Source organism: Synechococcus sp. MIT S9220, from assembly GCF_014304815.1.
GTDB lineage: Bacteria > Cyanobacteriota > Cyanobacteriia > PCC-6307 > Cyanobiaceae > Synechococcus_C.
Genome location: NZ_CP047958.1, coordinates 1,658,765 through 1,676,117, shown reverse-complemented (window position 1 = coordinate 1,676,117; position 17,353 = coordinate 1,658,765). Strand labels below are relative to the sequence as shown.

20 protein-coding genes are annotated in these 17,353 nt (G+C 58.7%); 11 read left to right on the top strand and 9 right to left on the bottom strand.

Annotation, left to right across the window (positions count from 1 at the left end; genetic code table 11):
* Positions 1-32 precede the first annotated feature (32 nt).
* From SynMITS9220_RS09285 to folE, 6 genes are all read left to right on the top strand, one after another.
* The gene (locus SynMITS9220_RS09285; RefSeq protein WP_186988819.1) at positions 33-866 is read left to right on the top strand and encodes a creatininase family protein; all 834 of its coding nucleotides are present in this window, start codon (positions 33-35) and stop codon (positions 864-866) included.
* Positions 867-939: 73 nt separating this feature from the next.
* Entirely contained in the window at positions 940-1,665 is a 726-nt protein-coding gene (locus tag SynMITS9220_RS09280) for an aldehyde oxygenase (deformylating) (RefSeq protein WP_067092912.1), read from the top strand.
* 163 nt (positions 1,666-1,828) lie between these two features.
* Positions 1,829-2,869, top strand: a complete 1,041-nt coding sequence (locus SynMITS9220_RS09275; RefSeq protein ID WP_186988817.1) for a long-chain acyl-[acyl-carrier-protein] reductase — start codon at positions 1,829-1,831, stop codon at positions 2,867-2,869.
* A gap of 20 nt (positions 2,870-2,889) precedes the next feature.
* Positions 2,890-3,879, top strand: a complete 990-nt coding sequence (locus tag SynMITS9220_RS09270) for an acetyl-CoA carboxylase carboxyltransferase subunit alpha (protein WP_067092914.1) — start codon at positions 2,890-2,892, stop codon at positions 3,877-3,879.
* A gap of 24 nt (positions 3,880-3,903) precedes the next feature.
* On the top strand, positions 3,904-4,611 hold the full coding sequence (locus SynMITS9220_RS09265; RefSeq protein WP_186988815.1) for an SDR family oxidoreductase: 708 nt from the start codon (positions 3,904-3,906) through the stop codon (positions 4,609-4,611).
* A gap of 12 nt (positions 4,612-4,623) precedes the next feature.
* Positions 4,624-5,418 carry a GTP cyclohydrolase I gene (gene folE, locus SynMITS9220_RS09260; RefSeq protein ID WP_115125030.1) on the top strand — a complete coding sequence of 265 codons (795 nt, stop codon included), beginning with the start codon at positions 4,624-4,626 and terminating at the stop codon, positions 5,416-5,418.
* A gap of 58 nt (positions 5,419-5,476) precedes the next feature.
* On the opposite strand, the gene SynMITS9220_RS09255 is transcribed toward folE, so the two are convergent.
* Both SynMITS9220_RS09255 and SynMITS9220_RS09250 read right to left on the bottom strand, forming a co-directional pair.
* The gene (locus SynMITS9220_RS09255; RefSeq protein ID WP_255483016.1) at positions 5,477-5,935 is read right to left on the bottom strand and encodes a hypothetical protein; all 459 of its coding nucleotides are present in this window, start codon (positions 5,933-5,935) and stop codon (positions 5,477-5,479) included.
* A gap of 58 nt (positions 5,936-5,993) precedes the next feature.
* The gene (locus SynMITS9220_RS09250) at positions 5,994-6,677 is read right to left on the bottom strand and encodes a phosphoribosylanthranilate isomerase (protein WP_186988811.1); all 684 of its coding nucleotides are present in this window, start codon (positions 6,675-6,677) and stop codon (positions 5,994-5,996) included.
* A 69-nt stretch (positions 6,678-6,746) separates the two neighbouring features.
* On the opposite strand from SynMITS9220_RS09250, the gene SynMITS9220_RS09245 reads away from it, so the two are divergent.
* Positions 6,747-8,015, top strand: a complete 1,269-nt coding sequence (locus SynMITS9220_RS09245; protein WP_186992059.1) for a site-2 protease family protein — start codon at positions 6,747-6,749, stop codon at positions 8,013-8,015.
* Here the strand turns inward: SynMITS9220_RS09245 and SynMITS9220_RS09240 are convergent.
* On the bottom strand, positions 7,988-8,761 hold the full coding sequence (locus tag SynMITS9220_RS09240) for a lipoate--protein ligase family protein (RefSeq protein WP_186988809.1): 774 nt from the start codon (positions 8,759-8,761) through the stop codon (positions 7,988-7,990). The two genes, SynMITS9220_RS09245 and SynMITS9220_RS09240, sit on opposite strands and share 28 nt — an antisense overlap.
* On the opposite strand from SynMITS9220_RS09240, the gene SynMITS9220_RS09235 reads away from it, so the two are divergent.
* Positions 8,760-9,539 (top strand): sulfite exporter TauE/SafE family protein, encoded by a 780-nt coding sequence (locus tag SynMITS9220_RS09235; protein ID WP_186988807.1) that lies wholly within the window; start codon positions 8,760-8,762, stop codon positions 9,537-9,539. The genes SynMITS9220_RS09240 and SynMITS9220_RS09235 overlap by 2 nt on opposite strands.
* A 2-nt stretch (positions 9,540-9,541) precedes the next feature.
* Here the strand turns inward: SynMITS9220_RS09235 and SynMITS9220_RS09230 are convergent, their stop codons facing one another.
* The 3 genes from SynMITS9220_RS09230 to SynMITS9220_RS09220 all read right to left on the bottom strand — a co-directional run bounded on the left by SynMITS9220_RS09230 (position 9,542) and on the right by SynMITS9220_RS09220 (position 11,733).
* The gene (locus SynMITS9220_RS09230; RefSeq protein ID WP_255483015.1) at positions 9,542-10,531 is read right to left on the bottom strand and encodes a hypothetical protein; all 990 of its coding nucleotides are present in this window, start codon (positions 10,529-10,531) and stop codon (positions 9,542-9,544) included.
* A 105-nt stretch (positions 10,532-10,636) separates the two neighbouring features.
* On the bottom strand, positions 10,637-11,017 hold the full coding sequence (locus tag SynMITS9220_RS09225) for a hypothetical protein (protein WP_255483014.1): 381 nt from the start codon (positions 11,015-11,017) through the stop codon (positions 10,637-10,639).
* A 215-nt stretch (positions 11,018-11,232) separates the two neighbouring features.
* On the bottom strand, positions 11,233-11,733 hold the full coding sequence (locus tag SynMITS9220_RS09220) for a CRR6 family NdhI maturation factor (RefSeq protein ID WP_115017072.1): 501 nt from the start codon (positions 11,731-11,733) through the stop codon (positions 11,233-11,235).
* A gap of 79 nt (positions 11,734-11,812) precedes the next feature.
* On the opposite strand from SynMITS9220_RS09220, the gene psaM reads away from it, so the two are divergent.
* From psaM to SynMITS9220_RS09205, 3 genes are all read left to right on the top strand, one after another.
* A complete protein-coding gene (gene psaM, locus SynMITS9220_RS09215) occupies positions 11,813-11,917 on the top strand; it encodes a photosystem I reaction center subunit XII (RefSeq protein WP_067092922.1) in 105 nt (34 codons plus the stop codon).
* A gap of 49 nt (positions 11,918-11,966) precedes the next feature.
* On the top strand, positions 11,967-12,308 hold the full coding sequence (locus tag SynMITS9220_RS09210; RefSeq protein ID WP_115125023.1) for a hypothetical protein: 342 nt from the start codon (positions 11,967-11,969) through the stop codon (positions 12,306-12,308).
* Positions 12,309-12,427: 119 nt separating this feature from the next.
* Positions 12,428-13,390 (top strand): protochlorophyllide reductase, encoded by a 963-nt coding sequence (locus SynMITS9220_RS09205; RefSeq protein WP_186988803.1) that lies wholly within the window; start codon positions 12,428-12,430, stop codon positions 13,388-13,390.
* A gap of 3 nt (positions 13,391-13,393) precedes the next feature.
* Here SynMITS9220_RS09205 and bchL read toward each other — a convergent pair whose 3' ends face one another.
* From bchL to SynMITS9220_RS09190, 3 genes are all read right to left on the bottom strand, one after another.
* Complete coding sequence (bchL, locus tag SynMITS9220_RS09200; RefSeq protein WP_067092925.1) at positions 13,394-14,284, bottom strand: ferredoxin:protochlorophyllide reductase (ATP-dependent) iron-sulfur ATP-binding protein; 891 nt, start codon at positions 14,282-14,284, stop codon at positions 13,394-13,396.
* 149 nt (positions 14,285-14,433) lie between these two features.
* Positions 14,434-16,014: a ferredoxin:protochlorophyllide reductase (ATP-dependent) subunit B gene (locus SynMITS9220_RS09195; protein WP_186988801.1), complete on the bottom strand. Its 1,581-nt coding sequence runs from the start codon at positions 16,012-16,014 to the stop codon at positions 14,434-14,436.
* A 5-nt stretch (positions 16,015-16,019) separates the two neighbouring features.
* Positions 16,020-17,294, bottom strand: coding sequence for a ferredoxin:protochlorophyllide reductase (ATP-dependent) subunit N (locus SynMITS9220_RS09190; RefSeq protein ID WP_186988799.1), 1,275 nt, complete (start codon positions 17,292-17,294; stop codon positions 16,020-16,022).
* Positions 17,295-17,353: the final 59 nt, after the last annotated feature.

Here is a 17,353-nt window from a genome sequence, read left to right as displayed (position 1 = left end):
AGGTCAGTCTGACAGCAGGAGGTTGATTCAGGATGAGCGTCGATGGTGGACAAAACTCCAGCCGGCTGGGCTGCATGCCTTGGCCGGAGGCTTCTCTGTCACTGCAGCGGAGCGGTTCAACCCTTGTCTGGCCATTCGGCGCTTTCGAGCAGCATGGTCCTCAGCTCCCCCTGCTCACGGATGCGCTGTTCGCGCAACGCATTCTGGATCGCGTGCTGGAAGGGCTTCCCGAAGAGATGCCGATCTGGGCTCTGCCAACTCAGGCGATCGGTCTTTCACCTGAACATCGCGGCTTTCCAGGAACACTCAGCCTCAGTGCTGAACTGCTGATTCGGCTTGTCAAGGAAGTTGGTCAACAGCTCGCGGACCAGGGTGTGAAGCGCTTGGTGTTGTTCAACGCCCATGGCGGTCAGATCGGTCTATTGCAAACCGCCGCCCGAGAACTGGCAGCTGAAACTCCCTCAATGGCCGTTCTTCCCTGTTTTCTCTGGAGTGGAGTTTCAGAACTCAAGTCCCTCGTGCCTGCTGATGAGCTGGCGAATGGATTGCATGCGGGGCTGGCTGAGACCAGTCTGATGCTGGCGCTTGAGCCCTCTCTGGTCGGCGAACAGAGGCCGCTCGATGGTGACCATGCCAGCGAGAAGGCGGCAGCCACTCCTCCTGAAGGCTGGAGCCTTGAAGGTCCCGCCCCCCTCGCCTGGTTCACCGCCGACCTCAGCCGCTCCGGTGTTGTCGGGGATAGTCGAGGCGCGGACACGAGGCTTGGAAGTCAGTTGGAGACTGCGCTTGTGGCTCATTGGCATCGACTCTTCACAAGCCTGATGGCCTCCAGTTGGCCACCTTGTGGAGATCAGCGACGTATCTGAACTCCATCAATCGAACATCCAATTTCGGCAACACTGGTTACACTCAACCGCGTTGAACGTTACGGAAAGATTTATGCCGACTCCCGTCAGCCCCGAGGTCGCCGTCCTTGACGAGCGGGATGCATCGGCAGAGCAATTGCCTGACTTCACCACTGAGGCCTACAAGGACGCCTACAGCCGCATCAATGCGATCGTGATTGAAGGTGAGCAGGAGGCCTACGACAACTACATGGCCCTGGGAACGTTGATCCCAGAAAACAAAGACGAACTCGCCAAACTGGCGAAGATGGAAATGAAGCACATGAAGGGCTTCACGTCATGCGGTCGGAACCTTGGTGTGACCGCAGACATGCCTTTTGCCAAAGAGTTCTTTGGGCCTCTTCATCAGAATTTTCAGAAAGCTCTGAAAGAAGACAAAGTCGTGACCTGTTTATTGATTCAGGCACTTCTGATTGAAGCTTTCGCTATCTCCGCGTATCATATCTACATCCCAGTTGCTGACCCCTTCGCTCGCAAGATTACTGAGGGTGTCGTCAAGGATGAATATCTCCATCTCAACTACGGGGAACTGTGGTTGAAGAACAATTTTGAGGCAAGTAAGGAAGAGCTCTTTGCTGCCAACAAGGAGAATCTTCCACTGATCCGCTCCATGCTCGACCAGGTTGCTTCTGATGCCGCCACTCTCCATATGGAGAAGGAAGATCTGATCGAAGATTTTCTGATCGGTTATCAGGAAGCTCTCAGCGAGATTGGCTTCAACATGCGTGAAATTGCTCGTATGGCAGCCGCCGCTCTCTGACCCCTGACGGACATGAGCCTTCTAAGCCCCGTTTGGAAGGTTGAAGTCCGGTTCAAGCACAGGCACGTTTTCCTTCAAGACTGCCTTCATGGGAACATGAGTGAACAGCCCTAATCAGGGTGAGATTGAGTTCAATGCGTACACGTACGACCGTCGGCAGTAAATGTTTGGTCTGATCGGGCACTCCACCAGCTTTGAGGCGGCGAGGCGCAAGGCCTCAGATCTCGGATTCGATCACATCGCCGGAGGCGATCTCGACGTCTGGTGCAGTGCGCCTCCCCAGCTCGTGGAAAACGTTGAGGTCACAAGTGCCACTGGCAAGACCATCTCCGGTGCCTACATCGATTCCTGCTTTGTGCCTGAGATGCTGAGTCGCTTCAAAACGGCTAGGCGCAAAGTGCTCAACGCCATGGAGCTTGCTCAGAAAAAGGGCATCAACATCACAGCTCTCGGCGGCTTTACGTCGATCATTTTTGAGAACTTCAACCTTCTCCAGCATCAGCATGTGCGCAGCACAACCCTGGAGTGGGAGCGTTTCACCACGGGCAACACCCACACAGCCTGGGTGATCAGTCGCCAGGTTGAGAACAACGCTCCTCTTCTGGGCATCGATCTCTCCAAAGCCAAGGTTGCCGTGGTCGGTGCCACCGGAGATATTGGTAGTGCTGTCTGCCGTTGGCTGTCCCACCGCACGGGTGTTGCTGAGCTGCTGCTGGTCGCACGTCAGCAGCAGCCCCTCAAGGATCTCCAGTCGGAACTTGGTGGTGGAAGGATCCTCACCCTTGAAGAGGCACTCCCTGAGGCTGATGTCGTGGTCTGGGTCGCGAGTATGCCGCGCACGCTTGAAATTGATTCAGCCACGCTGCGCAAACCCTGTCTGATGATCGATGGGGGCTATCCGAAGAATCTCGATGCCAAGGTCGCCTGTGAAGGCGTACATGTGCTGAAGGGAGGCATTGTTGAATTCGGCAGCGACATCGGCTGGACCATGATGGAAATCGCTGAGATGGACAAACCTCAGCGCCAGATGTTCGCCTGCTTCGCGGAGGCGATGCTGCTTGAATTCGAGGAGTGTCACACCAATTTCAGCTGGGGGCGTAACAACATCACGCTGGAGAAGATGGATTTCATCGGCGCTGCATCGGTCCGTCACGGTTTCTCCACCCTCAATCTCCAAGGACAGCCTCAGGCTGTTGTTGTCTGAAGTCGTTTTCCCCTTCCTCAATGGCACGTCGCCCCCTGCTTGATTTCGAGAAACCGCTGGTGGAGCTCGAACAGCAGATCGAGCAGATCCGTCAGCTGGCAAGAGATTCAGAGGTCGACGTCAGCCAGCAACTGCTGCAGTTGGAAACGCTTGCAGCACGCCGTCGTGATGAGATTTTTCGTTCCCTGAGCCCGGCTCAGAAAATTCAGGTTGCCCGGCATCCTCATCGGCCAAGCACACTCGATTTCATCCAGATGTTCTGTGATGACTGGGTTGAATTGCATGGTGATCGCCGTGGCAGTGATGACCAGGCACTGATTGGTGGGATCGGACGGCTAGGGGAACGATCGGTTCTTCTGATCGGCCATCAGAAGGGGCGTGACACCAAGGAGAACGTGGCGCGGAATTTCGGTATGGCCACTCCGGGTGGCTATCGAAAAGCTCTGCGCCTGATGGAGCATGCCAACCGCTTTGGTCTGCCGATTTTGGCCTTCATCGATACGCCCGGGGCTTATGCCGGTCTGTTGGCGGAGGAGCAGGGGCAGGGTGAGGCCATTGCCGTGAATCTGCGCGAGATGTTCAGCCTGCGGGTTCCCATCGTCGCCACGGTGATCGGTGAGGGGGGCTCCGGCGGTGCACTCGGAATCGGAGTCGCCGACCGGCTGATCATGTTTGAGCACAGCGTTTATACCGTGGCCAGCCCTGAGGCCTGCGCCTCGATTCTTTGGCGTGATGCGGCGAAGGCTTCCGAGGCTGCGGCTGCGTTGCGGATCACCGGCAAGGATCTGCTCAGCCTTGGTGTGGTCGACGAAGTTTTGCCTGAGCCAGCTGGTGGTAACAATTGGGCTCCCCTTGAAGCAGGTGAGACGCTGAGGGCAGCACTGAATCGCCATCTCGACGATCTGCTGGCTTTGTCCGTCGATGATCTGAGGGATCAGCGCTACATGAAATTCAGGGCCATGGGGCGTTTCCTCGACGCCACCTCGCCGGAAGGAGGTTTCGCTGCCTAGGGTGCTCCGGATTGCACGGATTTCTTGCCTTCCGTTCTGATCACCGGCGCATCACGTGGAATCGGTCATGCCGCTGCCAAGGCTTTTGCTGAGGCGGGGTGGGATTTGCTTCTTGTGTCCCGCAGTGAGGCTGCGTTGCAGTCTCTCGAGTCGGAACTGAGTGCTGGTGGTGTTCGTGTCGCCTACAAGGCGATCGATCTCACCGACTCATCCGCCATCGCTCCCGGCATTGGTGAATTGCTGAATCAGGGTCTTCGCCCTTCAGTGCTCATCAACAATGCCGGTGCTGCCTGGACCGGAGAATTGCTGGAGATGCCTCTAGACCGCTGGGACTGGTTGATTCAACTCAATCTCACCAGTGTTTTCCAGGTTTGTTCCGCTGTTGTTCCTGCCATGAGGCCTGCGGGTGGATTGGTGATCAACGTGAGTAGCCATGCGTCCAGAAATGCTTTTCCCGGTTGGGGGGCGTACTGCACCGTCAAAGCTGCTCTGGCGAGTTTCACTCGCTGCCTGGGTGAGGAAGAACGTGCTCATGGCATTCGTGCCTGCACTCTCACGCTTGGTGCGGTCGATACCTCCCTCTGGGACTCCCCGACCGTGGACAGTGACTTCGACCGACGTGCCATGCTGCCCGTCAATCAGGCCGCTGCCGCTCTTCTTCACTTGGCCCAGCAACCTGCCACTCAGGTTGTTGAGGATTTAACCCTCATGCCAGCTACAGGCGCTTTCTGACTTCTGAAAGAGATGACTTCTACACTTCCTACTTCCACTAACGGAACTACTGCCGCAGCGCTCAGTCAACTGAGTTCGCATGCGTCACTGAGTAAGGGCCGTGGTCAGTTCGCTCTTACTGACGCCAAGATCTCCGAGGTGATTCGTGAGCGTCTGCGTGAGCGTGGGGCTTCATTCCTCGCCAATGACAACATCGCCGATCACATTCTCCCTGGAGAATTAGAGGAGCTTCAGATGGAAGTGGCAGATCGCTTCCGTGATCTTCTGCACAGCCTCGTGATTGATATCGAGAACGACCACAACACCGAAGAGACGGCCGAACGGGTCGCCAAGATGTATATCCAAGAGGTCTTCAAGGGGCGCTATCACCAACAACCCAAGGTGGCCAGCTTCCCGAACGTGAAGCAGCTCGATGAGATCTATACCGTTGGACCTCTCACCGTCCGTTCCGCTTGCTCTCACCACTTTGTGCCAATCATGGGCAACTGCTGGGTCGGCATTAAGCCAGGTGCCCGAGTGATCGGTCTCTCCAAATTCACCCGCGTCGCGGACTGGGTGTTCTCAAGGCCTCACATCCAGGAGGAGGCAGTGATGATCCTTGCAGACGAAATCGAGAAACTCTGCGAGCCCAAGGGCCTCGGGATCATCATCAAGGCTCAGCACTACTGCATGAAATGGCGTGGTGTGAAGGAGCCTCAGACCAGCATGGTCAACTCCGTGGTCCGGGGTGACTTCCGTCATGATCCCAGCCTCAAGCAGGAATTCTTTGAGCTTGTGCGCCAGCAGGAAGCTCTGCTAAGTAACTGATCTGATCCGCTCGCTTGCTGCGTAGGTCGTGGGGTGCCTGAAGCAGCACCCCAATCGTTCAATTGCTGATCGGACCGATCACGTTGCTGCTGATTCGTTGAACGTTGCCGTCACGGCCGCGCACCACCAGCACAGCCATCAGCCTTTCGTTTCGGTCCTGCGGGCCGACTTGATAGCTGTGGCCTGAGCCCGATTCCACCAGCGTCCAGTTCCCCTGGCCACTGCGTCGGTACCAGTGGACATCAAGTTCATCCACGTCAGCTCCCTGAAGTTGCAGTTCCGCTTTCAGCAGCGCACCTTCCCTGGCCTCTCCTACCAGCACAAAGCGTTGCAGTCCTTGGATCGCCTGCTGCAGATGTCCCTCCTGCTGAAGCCCCTGGTCGATCTCTCCATCGAGCACCTGAATCTGCTTTTCAGGGCTTGCCGTCAGGCCTGGCACACATTGAAGACTGCCGTTCTCCAGTCGGCATCCCGGCAGCATGCCCTGGGCTGAAGCCCCGAATGGGACTGCCGCCATCAGGGTGAGGCAAAGTGACGTAGCCCGGAACATGGGTGCTGTTGAAGGGAGATTCAACCTATCCCCGGTTGCCCGAATTGACCCTGACGGCCTGAACGAGTGCTTCGACACGACGGAGATCCTTCACCCCCGGACTGTGCTCCAGGCGGCTGGACGCGTCCAGACCAAAGGGGCTCACTTGATGCACCAGTGTTGGGACCCACTCAGCGCTGATCCCTCCAGCCAGCCACCAGGGAAGGTCGCGGCAGATCCGCATCTCCAGCCGCTCAAGCCAGGCAGGATCGAGGCGATGCCCCGTCCCTCCCAACTGCTTCGGGCTCCAGGCATCCAGAAGCAGGGCATCCACGCTGGCGGCATAGGCGTCGATGCCGTTGAGATCCTCCTCCCCACGCAGGCGTAGGGCTTTCCACCACTTGATGGCGGGATACAGCCAACGCAGCTCTGCGCATCGTTGTGGCGATTCCTCCCCGTGCAGCTGCACCACCGAGGGCTGTCCTTCCCCCGACAGTGCCGATGCCAGGAGTTCATTGCTGGGGTCTGCCACGACCCAGACCCGCTTCAGTAAGGGATGTTCCTGGGTCAGTCTCTGAAAGATGGCCCTACGTTGATTCGGCTCTACGAAACGCGGCGTGTCCGTCACTCCGATCACGCCGATCGCATCCACTCCCATGGCGGCGATCTCACAGGCCTGATCGCAGTCGGTCAGGCCGCAGATCTTGAGAGACAGGCCCTGATCGACCATGAGGGAGCAGCATTGGATCTCCTTTCTAGGATTGAGCTAACACTGCCGGCCAGCCCGCCGGAAAATCATTTGGGTGATGGCTGGCAACTGATGCGAATCGGTGGGATCCCTCTGAGGGTCCATCCCAGTTGGTTCATTGTTCTGGTGTTGTTCACCATGGCCTTTCAGCAGCAGGTCGCCAAACTGCCTGCCGCAGCCGGTGCTGATTGGATCAGCTGGTCCATGGGGCTTCTCACTGCGCTGCTGTTGTTTGTGTCCGTGCTGTTGCATGAGCTTGGCCATTCCCTTGTGGCCCTGCGCGAGGGAGTGAAGGTGAGCAGCATCACCCTGTTTTTGATGGGTGGAGTCGCTCGGGTGGAACGGGAATGCTCCACGGCGATGGGCTCGCTCAGGGTGGCTGCCGCCGGTCCGGCGGTGAGTCTGATCCTTGGAGCTGTGTTGCTGTTCAGTGTCCACTCCGCTGAACATGTCAGCCCCCTACTGGGAAATCTTGTGGCTCAGCTCGGGGGGCTCAATCTGGTGCTGGCGCTGTTCAACCTGCTGCCGGGGTTGCCGCTGGATGGCGGCTTGATTCTCAAATCCCTTGTCTGGCAGTGGACCGGCAGTCAACGTCGAGGCATCCAGGTGGCGACCGCCAGTGGTCGTTTCCTATCTCTCCTCGCCTTGGTGATCGGGTTCTGGATTGTGCTTAGGGGAGGTGGATTCGCTGGACTGTGGCTCGTGCTTCTCGGCTGGTTCGGAATGAGCGCGTCCCGAAGTCAGACCCAGACCCTGGCCCTGCAACAGGTGCTCAAGCGGGAAACCGTTGGACCGGCGACCTCCCGTCGCTTCCGCGTGGTGGAGGCGGATCAGAGTCTGCGCAGTCTCAGCAAGTTGCGTCTGGGAGCGGTGGACAGCGACGATCCCTGCATCCCGGACTGGGTGCTTGTCTGTCGCGGCGGTCGATGGATTGGCTTCATCACGGATCAGCCACTTAAGGACCTACCTGTTCAGCAATGGGATCGCCAGACCATCGCTGATCATCTTCAGCCCCTTGAGCGTTTGCCCTCGATCAAGCAGGCAGCACCACTCTGGGAGGCGGTCCTTGCTCTGGAAGAGACGGAGCAGGGGCGTCTGCTGGTGCTCGGCCCTGCCGGTTTGCCCGACGGAACGCTTGATCGCAGTGATCTGGGCGAAGCCGTTCTTAAGGGTTTATCCGTGAAACTGCCGGAGGCCATGCTCACGGCGGCACGCCGCTCCAACACTTATCCGTTCGGAATGCCCCTGGCCCAGGTGGTGAAGAGTATGCGTGCCTCAGGGCTTCTTGATGATCAAAGTGCTGAAGCATCCAGTCGATAACGCTCAGCACCTTGCTGCATCAAGGTGCATTCTTCGCTGCTCAGGGGCTGATCAGTCCAGTCGTAATTTGACAGCCCCTCGCTGAAACTGGAGATCAGCGCCGTTTCGACTGCCGAGGCATCGGGCGCGGCTGGCCTCCATTGCGGAGGGTCGGTTCCGAACACGGTTCGCCAGAGATCCGCCGGTGAGTTGAGAGGGATTTCACCGTGCTGCAGAAGATGGCCGTGCTGCCAGAACTGGGCACTGCCAATGCGTTTGGTTCCCTGACTGTCGACAAGGTCGGCCGCTGTGGAACGGGCGAAGCAGTTCACGGCGCCGGCCTCTGCAGGGGCGACGCCTGGATTGAGACTGACGCCCAGTTTTGCGAAGCCTGCGGTGAGCCAGTGGTTCACCTGCAGATAAGCCTCCCGCTTCTGTCGCGGTGCTTCAGGCCACACCAGTGCGTAGGTCAGACCACCGGCATGGAGCACGGCACCGCCACCACTAGGGCGGCGTAGCAGATCCAGCTCACCTGTCCTGGCAAGGTTTCGCCAAGGCTCTGGAATGTCCCGTTGATGCCTGCCCAGGGAGAGGGATGGCCGGCTCCAACCGTAGAAGCGCAGCACCGGTTGCTTCTGCCCCCTTGTCCAGCACTGCTCAAGCAGCAGGGCATCCAAGGCCATATGTTCGGCGCCGTTGAGCGTGAGATTGGGCAGCAGGCGACTGTGGCGTGAGTGCTCGGACCGGCAGGATGCTGGCAGCGTCATGGCGGCGATGACATTGGCGGATGTGCTGTTGGCCGTGCCATTGGGACTCCTGGCAGGAGCTCTGGCCGGTCTGCTGGGAATCGGTGGTGGTCTGATCTTCGCGCCTCTTCTGCTCTGGATGGGGCTCAGCCCCCACCAAGCGCTGGCAACGAGCACGTTTGCCATCGTGCCGACGGCGATCGGCGGCAGTTACACCCATTGGCGGAGCCGTTCCTTGCCGCTGAAACCTGCCATGGTGATTGGCCTGACGGCTTTTGCGACTGCAATGATCTTCAGTCGTCTGGGTGGTCTGGTTGCCGGCTGGCACCTCTTGGCTCTGCAGGCCTTGCTGTATCTGGTGTTGGCCGGCTCAATCCGAGCCGATCGTGAAGCATCTCAGCCGAGTGATGGGCAGGGTCCATCTCCCTGGGGGTTGTCTGCGGTCGGTGCTGTGGCGGGTCTGTCCGGAGGACTGCTTGGACTGGGCGGAGGGCTGTTGATGGTGCCCCTGATGGTGAGTGGACTGTCGATGCCCATCCGTCAGGCGATTCGACTGAGTACGTTGGCCGTGGCCTGTTCGGCCAGTGCAGCCTCGCTCCAGTTTCTGCAGGAGGGCCGGGGACTGGCTTCGATGGGGTTGCTGCTCGGAGGCGTTGCTGCTGTTTCGGCCCAGTGGACCGCATCCCGCCTGGATCGGGTCAGGCCGGGAATGCTGGCCTGGCTCTTACGGCTTCTGGCATTGGTGCTAGCCATCGACAGCGGTCGCAGGGCCATCGCCCTCGCGCTCTCCCTGAACTGAACTCAGCCCCCAGTCCAGACGATCAGAGGCTGAAGGCCAAGAGCGATCACCAGGCTGACAATCACGCCGATGGACGCTTTCCAGAGATCGCTGCCGACGATCTTGCCGAGACTGCCTCCGGATCGGTTGGTGAAGGCGGATTCAAATTCCTGTTCTTTGATGCGAAGGGCGATTTCACGACCACCCAGCAAACCCAGGAACACCCACGTTGTGCTTAACGGGAAGCTGCTGAGAAATGCCTTGTACAGCAGGCAAAGTCCGAACATGAAGTCGATCACCGTGGCCGACCGCAGATCAGTGGTGTTGGTTTTGCTGCGAAGCACACCCTGAATCGGACCACCGCCGATGGCGACGAGCACACACAGTCCGATGCAGAGGATGGCGGTGCAGACCAGCATCGGAAATAATCCAAGCTCGCGGGGAAGGAAGACGAAAATGTTGGCGAGATCCTGCACCATCCACATGCTCCAGAGGAAGCCGGTGGAGGACCACTGAAGGCCATACCAAACCTTGTTGAAATCCTTGCCTTCCTGGGTCCGCCGGAACACCCAACGCTCCAGTAGCCACATTCCAAGACCCCAGGCCGCCAGTCCGAGACAGAACGCCAGGACATAACCAGCCAGAGAACTTTCGAGAAGTTTTGGGATGTTCTTGGGAACAAATGCGGAAAGCACCAGGAAGGATGTGCTGACGGGTGCGCCCCAGGCGGTCAGCCCCAGCACCGCAATCGGAGGAATGATGTAGGCCCAGGTGAAAGTTTCAGGAGTCGGGAAGTTTGCCAGCCGTCCCCAAGCAGGGTCGCCGCCGTTGATGGACCAGCCGAGCATCAGCACGAAGATCGTGACGGTGCAGATGAAAATCATCTGCACCACCTTGGGAGTGCGTTTTTTGTTGGATGAGATGTAAGTGCCGAGTGTCTGGAGCGAATCGTTCGCCACCACTGAGTAGGCAGCTAACAAAAAGCCAATAACCATCCAGATGTTGGCGTCCATCGATCCAATGAATTCCATCTGGTTTTAGGAAGCGTCTCGCGGTGCTGGAGTTGTGTGAACCACACGTGGATTGTGCGCATCCTGCGTGCTGTCTTCTTTGAAGGCTTAGTTCACCACGGTCAGTGACTGGATCTGGAATGTTTGTACCCAACTTGCGAGTGCCTCCAGTGAGGTGCGATCTGGAAGACAGACGCAGCCACTGCCGGGGTTGCAACCATGGATGCCCAAGCCGGAGCGGGTCGTTTCGAAGCGTGGCGTCAGGGTGAGCCAGATGTCGTCTCCCAAGGCTTCAGGCAGACCCAAGGAGTAGTTGCCCGAAGGCAGGGGGGCTCCATTGCCGGGAGACCAGCGGCGATCGAGTGATTGGCTCGAAGCAAACCCGCTCACGGCCTCCCAGCTGGCCAGACGTCGATCGTCTTGATGAAGCTCAAGTTTCCAGAGGCGTTCTCCATCGTGACGTTCGTCTTCAGTGCGTCGAGCCGACAAAGAGAGAGGCGCTTGGCTCAGATTGGCAATGAGCTCTGGGGTTGGGCCGAGCTGCCCTGGTGGTGGAGGTTCCTGTGGCTGTGATTCTGAAATCGCGGCAGGGATGGAGGCTTGTGCTGTGAGGGCTTGCTCTGCTGGAGATCTCCTCAAGCAGCCCTGGAGAAGAACCCCCGCCAGCATTAGGCAGCACCATTGAAATCCGGCTCTCCTCGGGGTCATCGCGCCTGGTCCAGCAGCTCCCAGAACCCCCCATCCAACTCGAAGCCAAGGCTTGCCGCCATCAAGGAAAGATTGCCGCGTTGATGTCCAGGAATCCCCGCATCTGCCCCATGCTGATCTAGAAGCATCAGCCGGTGAGTGATCCAGATCTCAAGGGCCTGGGGGTCGAAACGGATGCCTTCGCTGGGGCTGAAATCGTGGGGAACCAACATCGCCACATGTTGAGCCAGGCTTCCGCCGGTCCGATCCAGCAACAAAGGCAGCCAGGGGTAGTGCGCGTCTGCACGCAGAGCCCACAGCCGAGGTTCAGGACATTCGCTCAGCTCTCTTGGGTCATTGACCTCACGGGGCCAGTCGTAACGCAATTCCAAGACAGCTCCGGCATCGAGCAGCTCCTGAAGAGGGCGTTCCATCCAGGCTGAAAGCGCCTGCAGGTTCAGTGTCCTGATCGCTTTTGCGTCAATCGTCACCAGGGAATCAGGACTCAAGGCTTCCATGCGGGTGTGACAGGCCTTTGCGAATGATGGCGCCCCGAGGTCTGCGCAGGAAAGAATGCAAAGGTTTCAAGCTTCCGTCATGGTCAGCACCCTTACCCAGGCCGAAATCTTCATCGCTCTCGTGGTGGCTGCTCACGCCGGTATCCTCGCGATCCGCCTTTGCGTGAGCCTCTATCGCGCCTGAGCTTTAAGGGGCCTCTTGGCACGAACGGTACGCCGCGTTACAAGCGGACATGCAGAAAGCCGTTTCGTCAGCTCCTGATGCCGCCTCTCTGGCGGCCTTGCTTCAGCAGCAGAATGATCGAAGGGAACTGCTGTGCAGTGCCCTGGCGCTTGCCGTAAAGGGTGGTCTGATCTTCCTCGGCGTGGTGAGTGTTGTGCGGTTGTCGATGGCATATCAAGAGCGGCTCGACCGCCATGGAGAGCTTGCGGCTGTGGTGGATGTGGAAGCCACCAAGCTGCAAGGGCTGCAACATCGCTTTGACACCCTGTTCACCCTCGGTGGCGACGAACGTTTGATGGATGAGCAGGAGCAATGGATTGCTCCCAATCGCTTACGGGTGATTTGGCGCTAACGGTCTTGCGCTGACGGTCTTTTCTCTGGGCTGACAGCTGCCCGCAGAGATTCGTGACCGGTGGCGGTTGTACGCATGGTCTGAGCGGCAGACTGAGCGATCTGCACAGATCCCCCGCGATGCCCGTTCCAGGCACTGTTCTGATCACCGGAACCACATCCGGGGTCGGTCTGAATGCCACATGTGCTCTTGTGCAACAGGGCTGGACTGTGATCACGGCCAACCGTTCTCCTCAGCGTGCCGCCGCCGCTGCCGATGAGCTCGACCTGCCCACTGAGCGGTTGAAGCACGTGCTGATGGATCTTGGTGATCTGGCGAGTGTCCGCCAGGCGGTGGAGGGACTGCCCGACCAGATCGATGCCTTGGTCTGCAACGCTGCCGTCTACAAGCCGAAGCTGAAACAGCCAGAACGCTCACCCCAGGGTTATGAGATCTCGATGGCCACCAATCACTTCGGCCATTTCTTGCTGATTCAGTTGCTGATGCAGCGTCTCAGGGCCTCGACACACCCCTCTCGCCGTGTGGTGATTCTTGGCACGGTCACTGCGAATTCTAAGGAGCTTGGAGGCAAAATTCCGATTCCTGCTCCTGCCGATCTCGGTGATCTCTCCGGCTTTGAGGCCGGTTTCAAAGATCCTGTTTCGATGGCCAGCGGCAAGTCCTTCAAGCCCGGGAAGGCTTACAAGGACAGCAAGCTCTGCAACATGATTACCACGCAGGAACTGCACCGGCGCTTTCACGCCGAAACCGGCATCAGTTTCACCTCGCTCTACCCAGGGTGTGTTGCCGACACTCCGCTCTTCCGCAACGCCCCAAGGCTGTTCAGAAAAATCTTTCCTTGGTTTCAGAAGAACATCACCGGTGGCTATGTCTCCCAGCCGCTGGCGGGTGATCGTGTTGCCCAGGTGGTTGCTGATCCAGATTTTGCAGAATCTGGGGTGCATTGGAGCTGGGGCAACCGTCAGAAGAAAAACGGACAGCAGTTCAGTCAGGACTTGTCCGACAAGGTCACCGACTCCCAGACCGCCAGCAGGGTCTGGGAGCTGTCGATGGGGTTGGTCGGGCTGGGCGCCAGAACCTAAAGCTCAGTCAAATCCAAGCAGGTCGAAGATTTCGCGATCCTTCAATGAGACGGCTTCGAGGGGTTCGACCTTGTCGAGCATGTTCTGTGCAAGGTTGAGATATTCCTGTCGACAGGCTTGCACTGCCTCGTCGTCGTCGTCCATCTCAAAGATGGTGCACTTCTTCAGGCGGGAGCGGCGAATGGCATCCACATCCTTGAAGTGAGCCATGGTTCGCAGACCAGTGCGCTCATTGAACTTATCGATCTGATCGGTGTCTGCCGATCGGTTGGCGACAACACCTCCCAGCCGCACTTTGTAGTTCTTGGCTTTGGCCTGGATCGCCTGGACGATCCGATTCATCGCAAAGATCGAATCGAAATCATTGGCGGTCACGATTAGGCAGTAGTTCGCATGCTGCAGCGGTGCAGCAAATCCCCCGCAAACCACATCCCCGAGCACATCGAAAATCACCACATCGGTGTCTTCCAGCAGATGGTGCTCCTTAAGGAGTTTCACGGTTTGCCCCGTGACATAGCCACCGCAGCCCGTGCCTGCCGGTGGGCCGCCACTCTCAACGCACTGCACGCCGTTGAATCCGGTGAACACGAAATCCTCGGGCCGTAGCTCTTCGCTGTGGAAGTCCACCTCCTCAAGGATGTCAATCACCGTTGGCACCATCTTGTGCGTGAGCGTGAAGGTGCTGTCATGTTTCGGGTCGCAGCCGATCTGCAGCACCCGTTTGCCCAGTTTTGAGAAGGCGGCTGAAAGATTGGAGGAGGTGGTGGATTTGCCGATCCCGCCCTTGCCGTAAACGGCAATCACCAGGGTCTCCTCCTGGATGTTCAGCGACGGGTCCTGAAGGACCTGCACACTGCCTTCTCCGTCAGCTGGCCGCGTCAGGGTCGTGGTCATGCAGGACCTTTGCAAAAGGGATCAATCTCATTCAACAGCAACACATGCATCCCGGCTGATATTCACCAAGAAATAAAAGATCCTTCATTTCAGAAATGCTTGACCCTCGTATTTTCTTTGGATTGATTAAAAGAAATGAGTGAATTTGCTCATGCCTTGTAGTGGGCTTTTGCGTCATAGAGCGTTTCGCTGCTGATCTCCAGGCGCCCCTCCTGGCGTGCATAGGTTTCGGTGTTTCGGCGCACCTTGCCACGCACAAAGAAGGGAATTTTTTTCAGTTCCGCCTCGCCGTCGGCAGTCCACACCGGGCCTTGCTCTTCATGGCTCATGACCACGGGGGATGGGCTGTGCTCTTCGGCGGCTTGATCTGTCCCGCCGCGATGACCCAGGTGGCTCTGATGTCCGTCCACAAACTCAAAGTCATGGCGGAACATGCCGATCAGATGTTCCTCAAGGCCCATCATCAGCGGATGCACCCAGGCGTCGAAAATCACGTTGGCGCCTTCCCATCCCATCTGAGGGCTGTTGCGAGCAGGAACGTCCTGCACATGCATCGGCGTGCTGATCACGGCGCAAGGGATTCCCAATCGCTTGGCGCTGTGTCGTTCCATCTGGGTTCCAAGCACCAGCTCGGGAGCGGCGTCGGCCATGGCCGCCTCGACCTCCAGATAGTCATCGCTGATCAGGGCTTCAAGGCCAAGCTCCTTGGCAGCCGCTCGGACCGACCGCGCCATCTCGCGGCTGTAGGTGCCAAGGCCAACCACTTTGAATCCAAGCTCCTCACTGCAGATGCGAGCTGCCGCAAGGGCGTGACAGCCGTCGCCAAAAATGAACACCCGCTTACCTGTGAGGTAGGTGGAATCAACGGATTCCGAATACCAGGGAAGCCTTGAACAGCGATAACCTTCCTCTCCTGTGGGTGGATCCATCCCCAGCAGCGTGTGCAACTCCACCAGGAAGTCGTGGGTGGCACCGACGCCGATTGGCACCGTGCGTGTGAAGGGCATTCCGAAGCTGCGTTCAAGCCAGCTGCAGCTCGATTCGGCGATCTCCGGATAGAGGCACACATTCAGATCTGCCTGGGGGATTCGCTGGATATCGCTGACCTCCGCTCCCAGCGGTGCGACCACTCCGACATCGATGCCATGCACGGTGAGCAGTCTCTGGATTTCGAGCACGTCATCACGGCATCGAAATCCCAGCAGGGACGGACCGATCAGATTGACCCGAGGTCGCCGGCCGACGGCCATCCAGGCCTTGGGATCATGCTGCGGCTGATCAGGTACCTGGGGCTTCAGCAGATTGCGCACAAGCTGGTAAAGCGTTTCTGCCGCTCCCCAGTTCTCCTTTTTGCTGTACGCGGGTAGTTCCAGGGTTACAACGGGCATGCTCAGTCCCATGCCCTGAGCCAGGGCGCCCGGTTGATCCTGAATCAGTTCAGCGGTGCAGCTTTCACCCACCAGCAGTGCATCCGGACGGAAACGTTCTGCCGCTTCACGCACTGTGCGCTTCACCAGTTCGGCTGTGTCGCCTCCCAGGTCGCGTGCCTGAAAGGTGGTGTAAGTCACCGGTGGGCGCTGCCCGCGCCGTTCGATCATCGTGAACAGAAGGTCGGCATAGGTGTCACCTTGAGGCGCATGCAGCACGTAGTGCACGCCGCGCATCGAGGCGGCGATGCGCATGGCCCCCACATGCGGTGGTCCTTCGTACGTCCAGAGCGTCAGTTGCATGGGAATCAGGCGTGGATGGAAGGATTCGAGGTCTGTGGATGCAGTGCTGGATGGATGAGTTGCCTCCTGCGTAACGGGCGTGAGAACAATTCGGCCAGATCTCCGGCTTGATCGATGCCGTGGATCGGGCTGAACACGAGTTCGATCGACCATTTGGTGGTGATGCCTTCCGCTTCCAAGGGGTTGGCCAGTCCCATCCCGCACACCACAAGATCCGGGTGCTGATCGCGAACACGGTCGAGCTGCTGCTCCACGTGCTGACCCTCCGTCACGTCGGTGCCCTCCGGCAGCAGTTCCAGTTCCGGCGCCATCTGTTCGCGGTTGAGATAAGGCGTGCCGACCTCCACCAATTCCATGCCGCACTCGCGCTGCAGAAAGCGTGCAAGGGGGATTTCAAGCTGCGATTCCGGCAGCAGCACGATGCGTTTCCCAGTGAGTTCCGCCCTGTGGGGTGCAAGCGCCATGCGCGCTCTCTCTTCCAGAGGATCCAGCACTGCAGCAACCCGATCTCCAGGCAGGTTGAAATCCCTGCAGGCTGTCTCCATCCATCGGCGGCTGCCCTCCGCCCCGAGCGGAAACGGTGAACTCAGCACCTTGGCGCCCCGTTCCTTCAGCAAGCGTGCGGTGTTGCTCAGAAAGGGCTGGGTGAGCAGCACGGTGGTTCCTGGACCCACACCTGGCAATTCCGTGGACTGTCTTGGTGGAAGACTGCACACAGTCTCAATTCCGAGACGGGCGAACAGGTGAACCAAGCGGTCCTCCACCGCATCAGCCAGGGTTCCCGCAAGCAGAAGCTGGCGCTTGTCGGTGCTCGGCAGAAAGGGCACCAGGGCTGACAGGGCGCCGTCCTCTCCCTCTGTGAATGTGGTTTCGATTCCGCTTCCGGAGTAGTTCACCACACGAACCCTGCCTTGTAATTCCTCGTTGAGGCGTTCGGAGGCGCGGGCAAGATCGAGCTTGATCACCTCGCTTGGGCAGGAACCCACGAGGAAGAGAGTGCGGATCTCGGGGCGTCGTGCCAGCAACTCACGAGCCACACGGTCCAGTTCGTCGTGGGCATCAGCCAGGCCTGCCAGGTCTCGTTCATTGAGGATGGCTGTGCCGAATCTGGGCTCAGCAAAGATCATCACGCCCGCTGCGCTCTGGATGAGATGGGCGCAGGTGCGCGACCCCACCACCAGAAAAAAGGCATCGGGCATGCGTCGATGCAGCCAGACGATCGATGTCAGCCCACAGAACACCTCCCGGGGTCCAGATTCCTTACGCAGATTGGCGCCCATCGGGATTCCAGAGCTGTCCTTCCCTTCACCATGACTCCGGATCGGCTCAACGGTGCAAG

Coding starts and splice junctions, on each gene's coding strand:
- SynMITS9220_RS09285 (WP_186988819.1), top strand. CDS start 33: ATGAGCGTCGATGGTGGACAAAACTCCAGCCGGCTGGGCTGCATGCCT.
- SynMITS9220_RS09280 (WP_067092912.1), top strand. CDS start 940: ATGCCGACTCCCGTCAGCCCCGAGGTCGCCGTCCTTGACGAGCGGGAT.
- SynMITS9220_RS09275 (WP_186988817.1), top strand. CDS start 1,829: ATGTTTGGTCTGATCGGGCACTCCACCAGCTTTGAGGCGGCGAGGCGC.
- SynMITS9220_RS09270 (WP_067092914.1), top strand. CDS start 2,890: ATGGCACGTCGCCCCCTGCTTGATTTCGAGAAACCGCTGGTGGAGCTC.
- folE (WP_115125030.1), top strand. CDS start 4,624: ATGACTTCTACACTTCCTACTTCCACTAACGGAACTACTGCCGCAGCG.
- SynMITS9220_RS09255 (WP_255483016.1), bottom strand. CDS start 5,935: ATGGCGGCAGTCCCATTCGGGGCTTCAGCCCAGGGCATGCTGCCGGGA.
- SynMITS9220_RS09250 (WP_186988811.1), bottom strand. CDS start 6,677: ATGGTCGATCAGGGCCTGTCTCTCAAGATCTGCGGCCTGACCGACTGC.
- SynMITS9220_RS09235 (WP_186988807.1), top strand. CDS start 8,760: ATGGCGGCGATGACATTGGCGGATGTGCTGTTGGCCGTGCCATTGGGA.
- SynMITS9220_RS09240 (WP_186988809.1), bottom strand. CDS start 8,761: ATGACGCTGCCAGCATCCTGCCGGTCCGAGCACTCACGCCACAGTCGC.
- SynMITS9220_RS09230 (WP_255483015.1), bottom strand. CDS start 10,531: ATGGACGCCAACATCTGGATGGTTATTGGCTTTTTGTTAGCTGCCTAC.
- SynMITS9220_RS09220 (WP_115017072.1), bottom strand. CDS start 11,733: ATGGAAGCCTTGAGTCCTGATTCCCTGGTGACGATTGACGCAAAAGCG.
- psaM (WP_067092922.1), top strand. CDS start 11,813: ATGGTCAGCACCCTTACCCAGGCCGAAATCTTCATCGCTCTCGTGGTG.
- SynMITS9220_RS09210 (WP_115125023.1), top strand. CDS start 11,967: ATGCAGAAAGCCGTTTCGTCAGCTCCTGATGCCGCCTCTCTGGCGGCC.
- SynMITS9220_RS09205 (WP_186988803.1), top strand. CDS start 12,428: ATGCCCGTTCCAGGCACTGTTCTGATCACCGGAACCACATCCGGGGTC.
- bchL (WP_067092925.1), bottom strand. CDS start 14,284: ATGACCACGACCCTGACGCGGCCAGCTGACGGAGAAGGCAGTGTGCAG.
- SynMITS9220_RS09195 (WP_186988801.1), bottom strand. CDS start 16,014: ATGCAACTGACGCTCTGGACGTACGAAGGACCACCGCATGTGGGGGCC.
- SynMITS9220_RS09190 (WP_186988799.1), bottom strand. CDS start 17,294: ATGGGCGCCAATCTGCGTAAGGAATCTGGACCCCGGGAGGTGTTCTGT.